Annotated in this window: 1 protein-coding gene; it reads right to left on the bottom strand. The window is 74.0% G+C overall.

Annotation, left to right across the window (positions count from 1 at the left end):
- Positions 1-17,723: amino acid adenylation domain-containing protein (locus AB0B89_RS17310; protein WP_358553398.1), on the bottom strand; the 17,723-nt coding region annotated here is incomplete at its 3' end.
- Between the last annotated feature and the right edge of the window lie 33 nt (positions 17,724-17,756).

Here is a 17,756-nt window from a genome sequence, read left to right as displayed (position 1 = left end):
ACCGGGCCGCGCTGCTCGCCGGCACCGATCCGCAGGCCGCGCTCGACCCGTGCCCGGCTGACCAGTTGCATGGCGACGATGCTGTCACCGCCGAGGGTGAAGAAGTCGTCCTCGGCGCCGACGCGTTCGAGGCCGAGCACGCCGGCGAACAGCTCGCAGAGCAGTTCCTCGCGCGGGGTTCGCGGAAGCGTGCCGGTCACCTCGGCCGCGAAGTCGAACGCCGGCAGGGCCTTGCGGTCGAGCTTGCCGTTCGGGGTGAGCGGAAGGGCGTCCAGCACGACGAAACCCGCAGGAACCATGTACTCGGGCAACACGGCCCCGGCATGCTCCCGCAGGGCCGCGGCGCTCGGCACCGCCGGAGGAGAACCGACCTGACGACCGGAGGCCGCGGGACCGGCGGGCAGGTCGCCGAGCCCCGCCAGGGCCGGGCTCGGAGAGGTGGAGGCCGGGGTGAGGTAGGCGATGAGGTGCTGGTCGCGGGCGACCACCACGGCGTGGGCCACCGACTCGTGGCGGGACAGGACCGCCTCGATCTCGCCCAGCTCGATCCGGAACCCCCGGATCTTGACCTGGTCGTCGGCCCTCCCGAGGAATTCCAGCGACCCGTCACGGCTCCAGCGCGCGAGGTCTCCCGTCCGGTACATGCGCGCCCCCGACGGCCCGTGCGGGTCGGCGACGAACCGCTCCCCGGTCAGGCCGGGACGGCCGAGGTACCCCCGGGCGAGCTGGACGCCCGCCAGGTACAGCTCTCCCGGCACCCCAGGCGGCACCGGGCGCAGGGCGGCGTCCAGCACGTACGCCCGCGTGTTCCACACCGGCCGTCCGATCGGCACGGCCCGCGCCCCGGGCAGGACCTGGATGGCGGTGACGTCGACGGACGCCTCGGTGGGCCCGTACAGGTTGTGCAGCTCCGCGGGGAGCACGGCGTGGAAGCGGGAGGCCAGGTCGGCGGGCAGCGCCTCGCCGCTGCACATCACCCGGCGCAGCCCCGAGCACCCCGCCGCGCCCGGATCTTCCAGGAACGCCCGCAGCATCGAGGGCACGAAGTGCACCGTGGTGACCCGCTCGTCCTGGATCAGCCCTGCCATGTACGCCGGGTCCTTGTGGCCCTCCGGCCTCGCTACCACCAGCGCCGCCCCGGTGACCAGCGGCCAGAAGAACTCCCAGACCGACACGTCGAAGCTGGACGGCGTCTTCTGCAGCACGCGGTCCGACGCGGTCAGGCCGTACTCGTCCTGCATCCACAGCAGGCGGTTGACGATGCCCTCGTGCGGCACCACCACGCCCTTCGGCCGGCCGGTCGACCCGGAGGTGTAGATCACGTAGGCGGGGTGCCGGGGGTCGTACGACGCGGGCAGCTCGCCCATCGGGCCGTCGGGCAGCCGGTCGCGCAGCACGCAGACCGGGCGGGCGTCCTCCAGCATGAACTCGACGCGCTCGCGCGGGTAGTCCGCGTCCAGCGGCAGGTAGGCCGCGCCCGCACGGTGTACCGCCAGCAGGGCGACCACCAGCTCGGACGAGCGCGGCAGCGCCACCGCCACCGTGCGCTCGGGACCCGCCCCCATCGCGGCGAGCGCCCGCGCCGCGCGCTCGACCCGGGCGTCCAGCTCCGCGTAGGTCAGCCGCTCGTCGCCGCAGACCAGGGCGAGCGCGTCGGGCGTCCGTGCCACCTGGGCGCGGAACAGCTCGGGAAGAGTGGTGGCCTCCACCGCCCGCGCGGTGGCGTTCCACTCGCAGGCGACGAGCCGGCGCTCCCGCTCGTCCATGATCTCCAGGTCCCGCACCCGGAGGCCCGGGTCGGCGACGACCTGCTCCAGCAGGCGTACGAGCCGTTCCGCGACGCTCTCGACCGTGTCACGGTCGAACAGGTCGGCGCTGAACTCGATCCAGCCCTGAATGCCCTCGCCGTCGCCGCGCTCGATGAAGTCGAAGCTCAGGTCGAACTTCGCGGTCTCCTGGCCGAGCGGCTCCGGCCGGGCGTCGAGCCCGGGGAAGCCGGGGGCGCCGCCCTGGTCGGTCAGGTAGACCACCATCACCTGGAACAGCGGGTGCCTGGCGAGCGAGCGGGTGGGGTTGATCGCCTCCACCAGCCGCTCGAACGGCAGGTCCTGGTGCTCATAGGCGGCCAGATCGGTGTCACGCACCCGCCCCAGCAGCTCGCCGAAGGTCGGCGCGCCCGACAGGTCGGTGCGCAGCACGAGGGAGTTGACGAAGAACCCGACCAAATCCTCCAGGCTCTCGTCTGTACGTCCGGAGATCGGCGCGCCGAGGGGGATGTCCTCCCCCGCTCCCAGCCGGTGCAGCAGCGCGGCCACGGCCGCCTGGGCGACCATGAACATGCTGACGCCGTGGGCGCGGGCGAGCCCGCGCAGGCCGCGCTCCAGCTCGGGGGGCAGCGACAGGCCGACCGCCCCGCCGAGGTGGCTGCTCTCCTTCGGACGCGGCCGGTCCGCCGGGAGCGCCAGCTCCTCCGGCAGCCCCGCGAGCGCCTGACGCCAGAAGCCGAGCTGGCGCGCCTCCAGGCTGCCGGAGTCGCCGCCGTCCCCGAGCACGTCGCGGTGCCAGAGGGTGTAGTCGCCGTACTGGACGGGCAAAGGGGCCCACCCAGGCGCCCGGCCCTCGCGGCGGGCCCGGTAGGCGGTGGACAGGTCGTACCACAGGGGCCGGTCCGACCACTCGTCGCCGGCGATGTGGTGGACGACCAGGAGGAGCACGTGCTCCTTCGGGGCCACCTCGAACACCTGGGCGCGCAGCGGCGGCTCGCGGTCGAGCTCGAAGCCGTGCCCCGCCGCCTCGGCCAGCCTGCCGGGAAGCTCGTCCTTCGCGACCCGCTCGAACCGGGTGACGACGGGGACCTCTCCGGGGTCGAGGACGAGCTGGTGGGCGCGTCCGTCCCGCTCGGGGAACACCGTGCGCAGGCTCTCGTGCCTGGCCATCACGTCCTGTACGGCGTCGCGGAGGGCGCCGGTGTCGAGGTCGCCCGACAGCCGCCAGGCCATGGGGATGTTGTAGGTGGCGCTCGGGCCCTCCAGCCGGTACAGCACCCACAGCCGCTGCTGGGCGAAGGACAGCGGCAGCGGCTCCGTGCGGGGCGCGGGGACCAGTGCGGGCGTGCCGTCCCGCGCCTCGCGCAGCCGTCCCGCGAGCCGGGCGACGGTGGGCGCCTCGAAGATCGCGCGAAGGCTCACCTCCGCGTCGAGCGCCGTACGGACGCGGCTGATCAGCCGCATCGCCAGCAGCGAGTGGCCGCCGAGCGCGAAGAAGTCGTCGTCCACGCCCAGGCGCTCGATCCCCAGCACCGCGGCGAACAGCTCGCAGAGGATCTCCTCGCGGGCGTCGCGGGGACGCCGCCCGGACGTGGCTGCGGCCGCGTCGGGGACGGGCAGCGCGTGGCGGTCCAGCTTCCCGCTGATCGACCTCGGCAGGGCGGGCAGCTCCACGAAGGCCGCCGGGACCATGTGCTCGGGCAGCGCGGTCGCGACGTGCGCCCGCAGCGCGCCGGGGTCGATTCCCCGCCCGGACGACGGGACCGCGTACGCGACCAGCCGCCGAGCGCCGGGGGTGTCCTCGCGGATCGTCACGGCTGCCTGCGCCACGTCGGGGTGGGCGCGGAGCACCGCTTCGATCTCGCCCGGCTCGATGCGGAAGCCGCGCAGCTTGACCTGGTCGTCGGCCCGGCCGAGGAACGCCAGGGTGCCGTCCGCGCGCCGCCTCACCAGGTCGCCGGTCCGGTACATGCGGCCGCCCGGCGTCCCGAAGGGGTCGGCGACGAACCGCTCGGCGGTCAGCCCGGGACGGCCGAGGTAGCCGAGGGCCAGTCCCTCGCCCGACAGGTAGAGCTCGCCCGGCACTCCGGCGGGGACCGGTCGCAGGTCTTCGTCGAGCACGCGGGCGCGGGTGTTGGCGAGCGGCGCCGCCCAGGGCTCCGGACTGTCCGGGCTCGGGCCGTGCCAGCCGTAGGCGTCGACGGCGCACTCGGTCGGGCCGTACAGGTCGTGCGCCACCGTCTCCGGCAGCGCGCACAGCCGGTCCCAGAGCGGGGCGGGGGTGGCCTCGCCGCCCACCGCGATCACTCCTGGACGTCGGCGACCGGGGTCGAGGAAGCCGTGGTGGACCAGTTCCTGCAGGTAGGTGGGGGTGAGGTCGACGAAGTCGATGCTCTGGCCGGCCAGGTAGGCGAGCAGGGCGGCCGGGTCGGTCATGGTGGTCTCGCCGACGACGTGCAGCTCGTGCCCGGCCAGCAGCCAGAGCATCGGCTCCCAGGAGCCGTCGAAGCTGAACGACGCGGCGTGTACCGCGCGCAGCGCCTCGCGCCCGGCGGCGCGGGCGGCGGGCTCGATGAGATCCTCGCGGTGCGCGCCGAACAGGTTGCTCAGCCCGCGATGCGTCCCGAGCACCCCCTTGGGCCTGCCGGTGGACCCGGAGGTATAGATCACATACGCGACCGCGTCCAGCCCGGTGACGGGTACCGTCGCACCATCCCCGGAACGGCCGTCCGGGTAGGCGGCCGTGTCCGGGCCGTCACCGGAACGGCCGTCCTCGTCGGTGGCCGGGTGCGGGGCGTCGAGGAGGAGCAGGCCGGCCCGCCCGGCGGGCAGGACGGGAGCGATGGCCGTGGTGGTGAGCACGCGGACCGGGGCCGCGTCGTCGAGCATGTACGCAAGGCGTTCGGCCGGGTAGCCGGGGTCGAGCGGGAGGTAGGCGGCGCCCGCGGTCAGCACTCCGAGGATGGCCGGCACCATGTCGGCCCGGGGAAGGGCCAGCCCCACCACGCTCCCCGGCGTCACGCCGTGCCGGGGCAGCAGCCGGGCGATGCGGTCGACCTCGGCGGACAGCTCGCCGAAGGTCAGGCTGCGGCCATCGGTGACCAGGGCGACCTGGTCCCGCCGGGTGCGGGCCGCCTCGGCGAACAGCTCGGGGACCGTACGCCGCTCCACCGGCCGCGCGGTGTCGTTCCACGCGCCCAGGGAAGCCCGGCGCTCCTGATCGGTCAGTGCGGGCAGCCGGCTGACCGGCCCGTCCGGGTCGGCGGCGAGGGCGCCCAGCAGCGAGACGGCGCGGTCGGCCATCGCCCGGGCCGTCCCCGCGTCGGCGAGGTCCTCGGCGTACTCCAGCAGCAGGGTGACCCGGTCCTCGCCGGCGTGGTCGACGAAGGTGAAGTCCAGGTCGAACTTGGCGGTCTCGATGCGGGTCGGCCACCATTCGGTGGGCAGGCCCAGCACCTCGGGATCGCCGTCCGGGCGGTAGTGGTAGCCCAGCATGACCTGGAACAGCGGGTTGCGTCCCGGCACGCGCGGCGGATTGAGCGCCTCCACCACCTGCTCGAACGGCAGGTCCTGGTGCTCGAAGGCGGCCAGGTCGGCGTTCTTGACCCTGCCGAGGAGCTCGGTGAAGGTCGGGTCGCCGGACAGGTCGGCGCGCAGCACCAGGGTGTTGACGAAGAAGCCGACGAGGTCGTCCAGGGCACTGTCCGTACGCCCGGCGATCGGGGCGCCCAGCGGGATGTCGGTGCCCGCGCCCATCCGGTGCAGCAGGGTGGCGACCGCGGCCTGGAGCAGCATGAACATGCTGGTGCCGGTCTCGGCGCACAGGGCGCGCAGGGCGCGGGCGGTGCCCGTGGGGAGCTCCGCGCGCACCAGGCCGCCTCGGCCGGTCGGCTTGGCAGGGCGAGGACGGTCCAGCGGCAGCGGGATCTCCTCCGGCAGGCCGGCCAGCGTCGCGGCCCAGAAGGCGAGCTGGCGCGCGCCCTCGCTGTGCGGGTCGGCCGGGTCGCCGAGCAGCCGCCGCTGCCAGAGCGTGTAGTCGGCGTACTGCACCGGCGGCGGCGCCCACTCGGGAGCGCGACCCTCGCGACGCGCCCGGTAGGCGGTGCCCAGGTCGGTGAGGAACGGACGGTCGGACCACTCGTCGGTGGTGATGTGGTGCAGCACGATCGCCACCACGTGGTCGTCCGGCCCGACCCGGAACACCTCGGCCCGCAACGGGATCTCACTGCTCAGCTCGAACGGCCGGGCGACCGCGTCCCTGATCCTCCCCTCCACCCGATCCGCCGAGCACTCCTCGACGCCGAAGAACGGCTCGGCCTCCTCGGCCGGAAGGACCCGCTGGTACGGCCCGCCCTCCTCGACGGCCATGTCCAGCCGGTACGGCCCCGCCTCGCCCGCCGGGGTCTCCTCGGTGGTGGGTGCGGTGCGCGGGTTCTCGTACTCGGGGAAGACGGTGCGCAGGACCTCGTGGCGGGTCACCACGTCGCGCAGCGCCTGGCGGAGGGCGTCGGTGTCCAGCGCGCCGCGCAGCCGGAAGACCAGCGGGAAGTGGTATGCGTCGCCGCCGCTGAGCCGTTCGGCCAGCCACAGCCGCCGCTGCGCCGGGGACACCGGGACCCGCTCGGGGCGGTCCGTCACCGGCTCCACGGCCGTACGGGCCGGGCGGCCGGCGTCCACGCGCTCGGCCAGCAGGGCGGGCGCCGGGGCCTCGAACAGGTCGCGGATGGCGAGTTCGGCGCCCAGCTCCGTGCGCGCCCGGCTGACGAGCCGGGTGGCGAGCAGCGAATGGCCGCCGAGTTCGAAGAAGTCGTCCTCGGCACCCACCGCCGGCAGGCCAAGGACCTCGGCGAACAGGCGGCAGAGCACCTCTTCCCGCGGCGTCCTCGGCCCGCGTCCCCCGGCGAGCGGCACCGGCGCTTCGGCCTCGGGCAGCGCGCGCACGTCGAGCTTGCCGTTGTCGTTCATGGGCAGCCGGTCGAGGGTGACGAAGGCCGCCGGGACCATGTAGTCGGGCAGCCGCAGCCGGAGATCCTCCCGCAGCCGCCGCACCAGGCCGCTCGCGCCTCCCGCCGAGGCGGGGGTGTTGGCGTACGGAGGTGTGCCGCCGCCTGGCAGGTAGAGGCCCTCGGTGACCCGGAACCCTCCCCGCACGAAGACGGCGTCGTAGGTGCCCGGCTCGCGCGACCAGGTGGTGAGGACCCGGTAGCCCTCCCTCGCGGCGAGCGCGTGAAGGTCCTCGGGCTCGACCCCGCCGGCCACCACGGCACCCCGCTCGCTGGCCGCACGGGCATCGGGAACCCCGCTCACCCGCAACCGCTCCGCCCGCTCACCCCGCAGACGACGCACGATCTCACCGGCCCATGCCCCCGGCTCCTGCCCGGCCTTGGCGTCGGGCCCTGCGGCCAGGTCCTCCCCGGCCGTGGCGGCGAGCGCGTCCGCCCAGGTCAGTGTCGGCTCGTCGCCGAGGCGGGTGTCGGGCTCGCCGTTGTAGAGGACGGCGTCGTAGCGGTAGCGGGTCAGCTCGTTGTGGTGGCGCCCGCGCTTGGTGCGAAGGTCGACGCCGAACCCGAGGGTGGTGAAGTAGTCGGGGTCGACGAGGAGTTCCTTCTCCAGCGCGATCCCCCGCTCGACGGCCGCCTTGACGCGCGCGTCGGCGTCCCTGCCTGAGCGGGTCAGGTGGATGCCGGTGTGGAAGGGGCGGGCGAGCCGCAGGTTGCGTACGTCGCCGACGAACAGGGCGCCGCCGGGCACCAGCAGCCCCATGGCGCCCCGGATCACCTCCGTCAGGTGGCCGACGCTCGGGAAGTACTGGATGACGGAGTTGATGACGACCGTGTCGAAGTAGCCGGCGGGCAGCCCCTCGGTCACGTGCGCCGACTGGCAGCGCAGCTCGACCTTCGCCGCCAGCTCGGGGTCGCGCCGCAGGTCCTCGCCGATCTTGCGGATCACCGGCGCGGCGAAGTCCGTCGCCCAGTACGCCTCCGCCTCGGGCGCGAGCCGCGACAGCAGCAGCCCGGAGCCGACCCCGATCTCCAGGATCCGGCGCGGGCGCAGCTCCCGAATGCGGGCGACGGTCTGCTCGCGCCACTCGCGCATGTGGTCGAGCGGGATGGGCAGCCCGTCGTAACTGCTGTCCCAGCCCGCGAAGTCCTCGGTGAAGACGGCCGTGCTGATCTGCTCGTACTCGTCGGAGTAGATCTCCTGCCACTCGCCGATCCACTCCCGCTCCGCGGACTCCCGTTCCTCCCCGGTGCGCTCGGCCGGCACGACGTACCCGACCAGACGCTGCGCGCCGGGCGCGGAGGGGTCGTCGCGGGCGATGACGGCGGCCTGCGCGACCTCCGGGTGCTGCGCGAGGGCGGTCTCGATCTCGCCCAGCTCGACCCGGTAGCCGCGGATCTTCACCTGGTCGTCGGTGCGGCCGAGGAAGTCGATGTTCCCGTCGGCGTTGCGGCGCACCAGGTCGCCCGTACGGTACATGCGCTCGCCCGGCTCGCCGTACGGGTCGGCGACGAAGCGTTCGGCGGTCAGCTCCGGCCTGTCGAGGTAGCCGCGGGCGAGGCCGATGCCCGCGATGTACAGCTCCCCGGGAACGCCGACGGGGACCGGGCGCAGCCAGGCGTCCAGGATGTGGGCGCGGGTGCCCCGGATGGGACGTCCGACGGTGGGGGTGGGGCTGTCGTCCGTGCCGCCCCCGAGGGTGTTGATCGTGTACTCGGTGGGGCCGTAGAGGTTGTAGCCGTAGGTCCCCTCGGTGTCGCGGAGCCGGCTCCATACCGTCTCGGACACCGCCTCGCCTCCGAGCAGCACCAGCGGCGGGCGGTGCCCGTCGAGGAGCCCCTCCTCGATCAGCAGGTGGGCGTAGGTGGGGGTGACGTTGACGACGTCCACGCGGTGGGTCTCGCAGTAGGCGACCAGGGTCTCGGCGTCACGCCGCAGCTCCTCGTCGCAGACGTGGACCTCGTGCCCCTCGACCAGCCAGAGCAGTTCCTCCCACGACATGTCGAAGGCGAACGACACCGTGTGCGCGATGCGCAGCCGGCGCCCGCCCGCCGAGGCGATGGCCGGGGCGAAGATCTCCTTCTGGTGGTTGAGCCGCATGTTCGTCAGCCCCCGGTACGGCGTGACGACCCCCTTGGGACGCCCCGTGGAACCGGAGGTGTAGATGACGTACGCCGGGTGCTCCAGGCTGAAGCGGGGACGGTCGGACTCGGTGACCGGGTCGCCGGAGAGCCCGGCCAACTCGGCGGTCACCTCCGGGTCGTCCAGCCGTACGCGGGGGACGTCCGGGACGCCGGCCTCCAGCCGGGGCGACACGGCGGCGGTGGTCAGCAGCAGGGCCGGGCGGGCGTCGTCGAGCATCATCGTGAGCCGGTCGTCCGGGTAGTCCAGCTCCAGCGGCAGGTAGGCCGCGCCCGTGCGCAGTACGGCGAACAGCGCGACCACCATGTCGATGGAGCGGGGCAGGGCCAGCGCGACGATCTTCTCGGGCGCCGCGCCGCGCGCGAGCAGCAGCCGCGCCACGCGGTTGACGCGGGCGTCCAGGTCGGCGTAGGTGACGCTCCGGCCGCCGAAGACCAGCGCCGTGGCCTCCGGGGTGCGGACGGACTGGGCGGCGAGCAGGTCGGCGATGGTCTCCTGCGGTACGGGCACGCGTCCGGCGGCCCGTTCCCGCTCAAGCTCGGCGCGCTCGGCGGGCAACAGGTGGTCGAGGCGACCGGCGGGCGCGTCCAGGTCGCTCACCAGCCGTTCCAGCAGCAGGGTGAAGCGGTCCAGCAGCGCCTGGGCTCGCGGGCGGTCGACGACGTCGGGCCGGTGCGCGAGGGTGACCCGGATGCGCTCCCCCGGCGTCACGATGATGTTGACGGGGTAGTGGGTGGCGTCCACGTTGGCGACGGCGGTGGCTCCGTGCCGGTCGGAAAGCTCCGCCAGCCGCTCCTCGGTGTCGCTGTCGCGCAGCACGAAGAGGGTGTCGAACAGTTGCCGGTGGCCGGTCTCGGCCTGCAGCACGCCGAGTCCCAGGTACTCGTACGGCATGAGGGCCAGGCGCTCGCCCTGGACGCGCCGCAGCAGGTCCAGCACGGGCTCGGCCGGGTCGAAGGCGATGCGGGCGGGGACGGTGTTGAGGAACATGCCGATGACGTTCTCGACGTCCGGCACCTCGCTCGGACGGCCCGCGACCGTCGTGCCGAAGACGACGTCGGTACGTCCGGTCGCGGCGGCCAGCACCAGGCCCCAGGCGGTGTTGAGCAGCGTGTTCAGGGTCAGCCCCCGGCGGCGGGCGGCGTCGCGCATCCGGTTCCCCAGCTCCGCCGAAAGGACGGCGTCCAGGCTCTCCGGGATGACGGGGCGCGGGGCCTGGCCGGCGGTGGCCGCGAGCAGGGTGGCCTCGTCCAGGCCGGTGAGCGCGGCGCGCCAGGCGCGGGTGGCGATCTCGTCGTCCTGGCCCTCCAGCCAGGTCAGGTAGTCGCGGTACGAGCCGGGGCGGGGCAGCCCGCGCTCGTCGCCGCCCGTCTCGTACAGGGCGAAGAGCTGGTCGAGGAAAAGCCAGGCGGACCAGCCGTCCCACAGCAGCAGGTGCCGGCCGATGACGAGCCGGTCGCCCCTGGCCTCGCCGAGCCGGATCAGCAGCATCCGGAAGAGCGGCGGGCTGTCCAGGTCGAACCTGCGGGTGCGCTCGGCGTCCATCAGCTCGCGCAGCCGCGCGTCCTGCTCGGCGGCGGGGAGGTCCGACAGGTCGGCCTCTTCGAGCGGGACCTCGGGGTCGCCGACGATGAACTGCACCGGCCTGCGCAGCCCGTCGCTGGTGAAACCGGCGCGCAGGCTGGGGTTGCGGGCCAGCAGCGCCCTGGTCGCGGCGCGCAGGCGGCCGGCGTCGACGCTGGTGGCGAAGTCGAAGGACTCGTGCACGGTGTAGACGTCGAGGGCGTCGTCGTCGTACGTCGAGTGGAAGAACAGGCCCTCCTGGAGCGGCGCCAGCGGCCAGACGTCCTCCACGGAACCACCGCCGAGCCGCCGCACCCGCGCGTGCTCATCCGCGCTGAGCTCGAACCCGGCCGTACCCGTGCCCGTGGCGGTCGCGGGGGTGCTCTCCGTGGTGGCCGTGACGGGGACCGTCCTGGCCACGGCCGCGAGGCCCGCGGGGGTGCGGTGCTCGAAGACGTCCCGGGGGCTCAGGTCGAGACCGGCCCTGCGGGCGCGGCTGGAGACGCCGATGGAGCTGATGCTGTCGCCGCCGAGCATGAAGAAGTCGTCGTCGATCCCGGCTTCGCCGAGCTTCAGCACGGCCGCGAAGATCTCGGTGAGGACGCGCTCGCGCTCGTCGCGCGGGGCGCGCCCCCCGGCACGTACCGCCTGGGGAGCGGGAAGCGCGCTGCGGTCGAGCTTGCCGCTGGGTGTCAGCGGCAGGGCGTCCAGCTCGACATACGCCCCGGGCACCACGGACGCGGGCAGCGCGTCGGCCAGCGCGGCCCCCAACGCGACCACGTCGAGCCCGCGCTTACCGTTGACCGGGACGACGTACGCGACGAGGGTGGATCCGTGGACGGTCACCGCCGCCTGGGCGACGGTGGGCAGGCCGGTCAGAGCGGCCTCGACCTCGCCGAGTTCGATGCGGTTTCCGCGCAGCTTGACCTGCCGGTCGGTGCGGCCGAGGTACTCGACGACGCCGTCCTCGCGGCGGCGCACCAGGTCTCCCGTGCGGTACATGCGGCCACCGGCCGGGCCGTACGGGTCGGCCACGAACCGCTCGGCGGTGAGACCGGGCCGCGCGTGGTAGCCCCGCGCCAGCTGCACGCCGGTCAGGTACAGCTCGCCGGGCACCCCGGCGGGCACCGGCCGCAGGCAGGAGTCCAGCACCCGCAGCCCGGTGTTCCACACCGGACGGCCGATGGGCACACTCGTGCCCGCCGATCCGTCGTACGGGTGGTACGTCACGTCGACGGCGGCCTCGGTCGGGCCGTACAGGTTGTGCGGCCGCACCCCGGTGAGCGCCTGCCAGCGTGCGGCGGCGGCGACGGGCAGGGCCTCGCCGCTGCTGAGCACGCGGCGCAGGCTGACCGCCCATGACGGGTCGGCGGTGATCTCGTCGGCGCCCAGGAAGGCTTCGAGCATCGAGGGCACGAAGTGCATCGTGGTGACGCGCTGTTCGCGGATGAGCGTGGCGAGGTACGCGGGGTCGCGGTGCCCGTCGGGTTTGGCGAGCACCACGGCGGCTCCCTCGCACAGCGCCCAGAAGAACTCCCAGACGCTGACGTCGAAGCTGGACGGCGTCTTCTGCAGCACCCGGTCGTCGGTGCGCAGCCCGTACTCGCCCTGCATCCACGCCAGCCGGTTGACGATCGCCCGATGGGTCACGACCACGCCCTTGGGACGCCCGGTCGACCCCGACGTGTAGATCAGGTACGCCGGGTCGTCCGGCCCCGCGCTCCGGGACCCGGCCATCGGGTCGCCCGTATCCGGCCGGCCGGTCAGGGAGTCGAGGATGAGAGGGGTGAGGGATTCCACGTCGGGCAGGCGCGGGGAGGTGGCGGCGGTCGTGACGACCGTGTTCGCGCCGGAGTCGGTCAGCATGTAGGCGATGCGGTCCGCCGGATAGTCCACGTCGACCGGCAGGTAGGCCGCGCCCGACTTCAGCACGCCGAGCAGCGCCACCATCAGCTCCGCCGATCGCGGGACGGCCACCGCGACGACGCGCTCCGGACCGGCGCCCCCGGCCCGCAGGCGGCGGGCGAGGATCTCGGCGCGAGCGTCCAGCTCCTCGTACGACAGGGTCTCCCCGTCGTAGACCACGGCCGTCGCGTGCGGCGTACGGGCCACCTGGGCCTCGAAGGCGGCGGCCAGAGTGGTCTCGGGGACGTCCCGTCGCTCACCCGCGAGCAGGGCGCGCGCCGCCTCCTCCTCCGACAGCAGGTCGACGCGGGCGGCGTTCTGGCCGGGGTCGTCGGCCAGGGCGTGCAGGACGCGGGTCAGCCGGTCCGCGATCCGCCGTACGGCCTCTCCGGGAAGACGCTGGGCGTGGTGCTTCAGTCGCAGGTCGAGCCGGCGGCCCGGCTTGACGATCAGGGCGAGCGGGTAGTGCACGGCGTCGTGGAACTCGTGGCCGGTGATCCGGACCGTCCCCGAGGGATCGGCGATACCGGTCGCCGACGGGTAGTTCTCGAAGACGACCAGGGTGTCGAAGAGTTCACCGCTCCCCGCCGGCCCGGCGACGCGCTGGAGCTCCGCGAGGCCGAGGTGCTGGTGGTCCAGGAGCTGGGCCTGCTCGTCCTGGAGCCGCCCGGCCAGCTCGGCGAGCGTGTCCGAGGGCTCCCACCGGAATCGGGTCGGCAGGGTGTTGATGAACAGGCCGGCCATGGACTCGATGCCGTCGACCTCCACGTCCCGGCCGGAGACGGTGGTGCCGAAGACCACGTCCTGACGGCCGGTCAGACGCCCGAGGAGGAGACCCCACGCGCTCTGGACGACGGCACCGAGGGTCACCCCGTGCTCTCGCGCGCGTGCCGCGAGCCGCGCCGTGACGTGCTCGGGCAGCTCGACGCGTACCTGCGCGGGCCTGATCCGCGCGCCGTCCGCCGGGACGTCGACCAGGCGGGTCGGCTCGTCCAGCCCCGCGAGCGCGGCGCGCCAGGCCGCGCGGGCGGCATCCCGGTCGGCCGAGGCCAGACGGCGCAGGTACGCGCCGTACGAGGCCACCTCCGGCAACGCGGCGACCCCGGCTCCGCGCGATCCCGCGCCGTCCACGGCCGGGGAGGTCCCGGCGGGGATTTCGTACAGGGCCATCAGCTCGCGGTGGAGCACCGGCAGCGACCAGCCGTCGGCCACGATGTGATGGAACGTCAGCAGCAGGAGGCTGCGAGCGGCCCCGAGCCTGACCAGCGCGCACCGCAGCAGCGGCGGGCGGGCCAGGTCGAAGCGGCGGTCGCGCTCCCCGGCCGCGACGGCGTCCGCGAGCGACCGCTGCTCCCCGGCGTCCCGTGCGGACAGGTCCACCTCGTGCCAGGGCAGGTCCAGCCGACCGGCGATGATCTGCACGGGCCTTCCGTCAGGGCGCTGGCGGAAGCAGGCGCGCAGCGGGGCGTGCCGGTCCAGCAGTCCCTGGGCGGCCCGGCGCAGGGCCTCGCCGTCGACCGGGCCTTCCAGCTCGATGACCTGCTGGACGACATAGGCGTCCCCCTCCGAGCCGTCCACGAGGGAGTGGAAGAAGAATCCCTCCTGGAGCGGGCTCAGCGGCAGCGCCTCCTCGACGGTGACCGGGTGATCCCCCTGGAGCTCGGCGAGCTCGCCCTCAGAAAGCCGGACGAGTGGGACGAGCGGGACGCCGGCCTCGCCGCCCCACGCGCAGTCGGCCTCGCGGTCCCCCGCGCCGTCGGCGACGGCGACCTGGGCGAGTTCGGCGACCGTACGGTGGCGGAAGACGTCGCGGGAGGTGAGCCGCAGCCCGGCCCTGCGCGCGCGGATGAGCAACTGGATGGCCACGATGCTGTCGCCGCCGAAGGCGAAGAAGTCGTCGTCGACAGATACCGATCGAAGGCCGAGCACCTCGGCGTACAGCGCGCACAGCAGTTCCTCGCGGGCGCCGCGCGGGGCACGGCCGGAGCTGAGGGTGGCGTAGTCGGGTGCCGGGAGCGCGGAGCCGTCGAGCTTGCCGCTCGGGGTGACCGGGAGCCGGTCGAGGGGGACGAAGGCGGAGGGGACCATGTACTCGGGGAGCCATTCGGCCGCGTACGAGCGCAGCGTCCTCATCAGGGTGGTGATGTCCCTGAAGGGCACGGGACGGTTGGCGTGCGGGAAGGCGGCGGCCGGGCGGTAGAGGTCGCCGAGGGGGACGTCCCCCGCGGCGAACACCACGTCAAGGCTGCCGTCGTCGGCGTGACCGTTCCAGGTCACGGCCACGCGGTAGCCGTGCCGGGCGCCGAGCGCGTGAAGGATCTCGGGGTCGGCGTCGTCCACCGGGGAGGCGGGGCGGCTGCCGTCCTCGATGGCGGACAGCGCGGCGAGGTCCTCGGCGAGCCGCGCGTTGGGCACCCCGTTGACCCGGAGCCTGGCGGGACGTCCGGCCAGGCGCGCCTCAAGCCCGCCCACGCCGCCGATCTCGCCCCAGCCGAACTCGCTCCCTCCGAACTCGCTCCCTCCGAACTCGTCGGTGGCGGGGAGGCTCTTCCGCAGGACGACGTCGTAGCGGTAGCGGGTCAGCTCGTTGTGGACGGTGCCGCGCTTGACGCGGATGTCGGCGGTGAAGTCCGAAAGGGCCGTGAAGAAGCCGGGGTCGAGCAGCAGCTCGCCCTCCCAGCTCACCGATCGCTCGACGGCCGCCAGCAGGGCCTGCTTGTCCTCGGGGCCGGCGCCGCGCCGGGTCTCGACGGCGGCGCGCAGGCAGCGCAGCAGCCGCAGGTTCCGCACGTCGCCGAGGTAGACGCTCCCGCCCGGAGCCAGGAGGGCGGCGGCCTTGCGCAGCACGTCCGCCAGGTACTCCGCGCTCGGGAAATACTGGGCGACGGAGTTGATGACCACCGTGTCGAAGAAGCCCGAGGGCAGCCCGGTGACGTCGTGCGCGGGCTGGGCGCGCAGCTCCACCCGGCCGGCCGGCTCCGGCACCGCGCCGACCTGGGCGCGCAGCGACCGTACCGCCTCCTGCGAGACGTCCGTGCCCCAGTACGCCTCGCAGCCGGGGGCGACGCGCGACAGGATGAGCCCGCTGCCGACGCCGATCTCCATCACCCGGCGCGGTCGCAGCTCCATGATGCGGGCGACCGTGGCCTCCCGCCACTCGCGCATCTCCGCGACCGGGATGGGCAGGCCGTCGTACATGCTGTTCCAGCCGGCGAAGTTCTCGCGGAAGCCCTCCGAGCCGGCGGCCGAGTACAGCAGTTCGTGGAGGTCCTTCCACTCCTCGACCTGCTCGGTCTCGTCGCGGCCCGGCTCCCCGGCGAGGGACGGGACGACGTAGGCGGCCAGCCGCCGGTCACCGGGCCGGTCCTCGCGGACCACCACCGCGACCTGGTCCACGGCCGGGTGACCCCGCAGCACGGACTCGATCTCTCCGGGCTCGATCCGGAAGCCGCGGATCTTCACCTGCGCGTCGGCGCGGCCGAGGAACTCAAGCCGCCCGTCGGACTTCCATCGCACCAGGTCACCCGTGCGGTAGAGCCGCTCCCCCGGCGCGCCGAAGGGGTCGGCGACGAACCGTTCCGCGGTCAGATCCGGCCGCCCGAGATAGCCGCGCGCGAGCCCCGCCCCGCCGAGGTACAGCTCACCCGCGACCCCCGCCGGGACGGGCCGGAGGCGGGCGTCGAGCACGTACGCCCGGGTGCCGGGGTCGGGGCCCCCGATCGGCACGATGGAGCCGGACGGGGTGCCCGGGTCGCACAGGCCGAGGGTGGAGTTGGTGGTCGCCTCGGTCGGGCCGTACGCGTTGAACATCATCCGGCCGCGCGCGTAACGGCCGACCAGCTCGGGCGAGACGCGTTCGGTGCCGGCCAGCAGGGTCGCGGCGGGAGGCAGCAGCACGTCGTCCGGCATGGCGGCGAGCAGGGCCGGGGGAAGGATCATGAACGTGACGCCGTTGGCGTTCGCGTATTCGGCGAGCGGCGCGCCGGGCACCCGCAGCTCGGAGGGCACGACGACGAGGCGGCCCCCGGAGAGCAGGCCGAGGCACAGGTCCCAGAAGGCCACGTCGAAGCTGGGCGAGGAGAACTGCAGGACGCGGCTGTCCGGCCCGACGCCGAACCGCTCGCTCTGGGTGGCGACCAGCTTGGCCACCCCCGCGTGCGACAACACCACACCCTTGGGGCGGCCGGTGGAACCGGAGGTGTAGATGACGTAGGCCGCGTTGAGCACCGACAGCCGTCCCCTGTCGGCCTCCGACGGATCGTGGCTCGGACGGGTCGTCAGCTCGCGCTCGGTCTCCGGCGCGTCGAGTACCAGCACGTCGACACCGTCACACGGAGGGATGTCGGCCACGGTGTCAGCGGTGGTGACGAGGCAGACGGGCGCGGCGTCGGCGAGCATGTACGCGATGCGGTCGGCCGGGTAGTCGGTGTCCAGCGGCAGGTAGGCGGCGCCGGCCTTGAGGACGGCCACCTCGGCGACGATCAGCTCGGCCGACCGGGGCACCGCGAGCCCGACGACACGCTCGGGCCCCGCCCCACGTGCGATCAGCGCGTGGGCGAGCCGGTTCGCGCGCTCGTCCAGCTCGGCGTAGGTGAGGACGGTGTCCTCGAAGACGAGGGCGACGGCGTCCGGCCGCGTGCCGACCTGCTCGGCGAACATCTCGGGCCAGGTGAGCGACGGGACGTCGTGGCCGGTGTCGTTCCACTCGACGAGGAGGCGGTGCCGCTCGCCGGGGCTCAGCAGCTCCAGCTCGGCGACGGGGACGTCCGGCCGGGCCAGGCCGTCGGCGAGCAGCGTCGCGTAGTGGCCCAGCAGCCGCTCGGCGGTCGCGCCTTCGAACAGGTCCGTGCGGTAGGTCAGCCGCGCCTCGTCCGCCACGACCGCGAGCGACAGGTCCAGGTGCCCGGCTCCGGAGGCCACATCCGTGGTGACGTCCGCGTTGAAGTTCGCGTTGAAGTCCGTGTTGAAGGCTGTGTTGAAGAGGAGGCCGCCGCCGCGTGTGGGGTCGGGCCGGAGCTCGGCGGCGAGGGCGGAGAGCGGGACGCGGTGCGCACGTGCCTGCTCTCCGGCGCCGGCCACGCGGCGTACGAGCTCGCCGAAGGTCGTCGCGCCGTCCAGCCCGACCCGCAGCGGCAGCCCTTCGTACCCGACGCAGACCTCACCCGAGCCGCCGTAGCGGTGCAGCAGCGCGACGTACGCGGCCAGCAGGGTCGCCTCGGGCGCCGTCATGGCCAGCGTGCGCGCGCACGTCTCCCGGTCTCCGGCGGGGGTCTGCGGGTACGGGAAGTCGACCGGAAGAACCGTCTCCTGCGGAAGCGGAGCGAGCCGCCGGTGCCAGTACGCCATCGCTTCTTCAATAGCCGACACAGGTGACCGCGC

This window comes from Sphaerisporangium sp. NPDC049002 (assembly GCF_040649355.1).
In the GTDB taxonomy this organism is placed as follows: domain Bacteria; phylum Actinomycetota; class Actinomycetes; order Streptosporangiales; family Streptosporangiaceae; genus Sphaerisporangium.
Note: the sequence above shows the minus strand (reverse complement) of the source record. Positions and strands in the feature narration are given on the sequence as shown.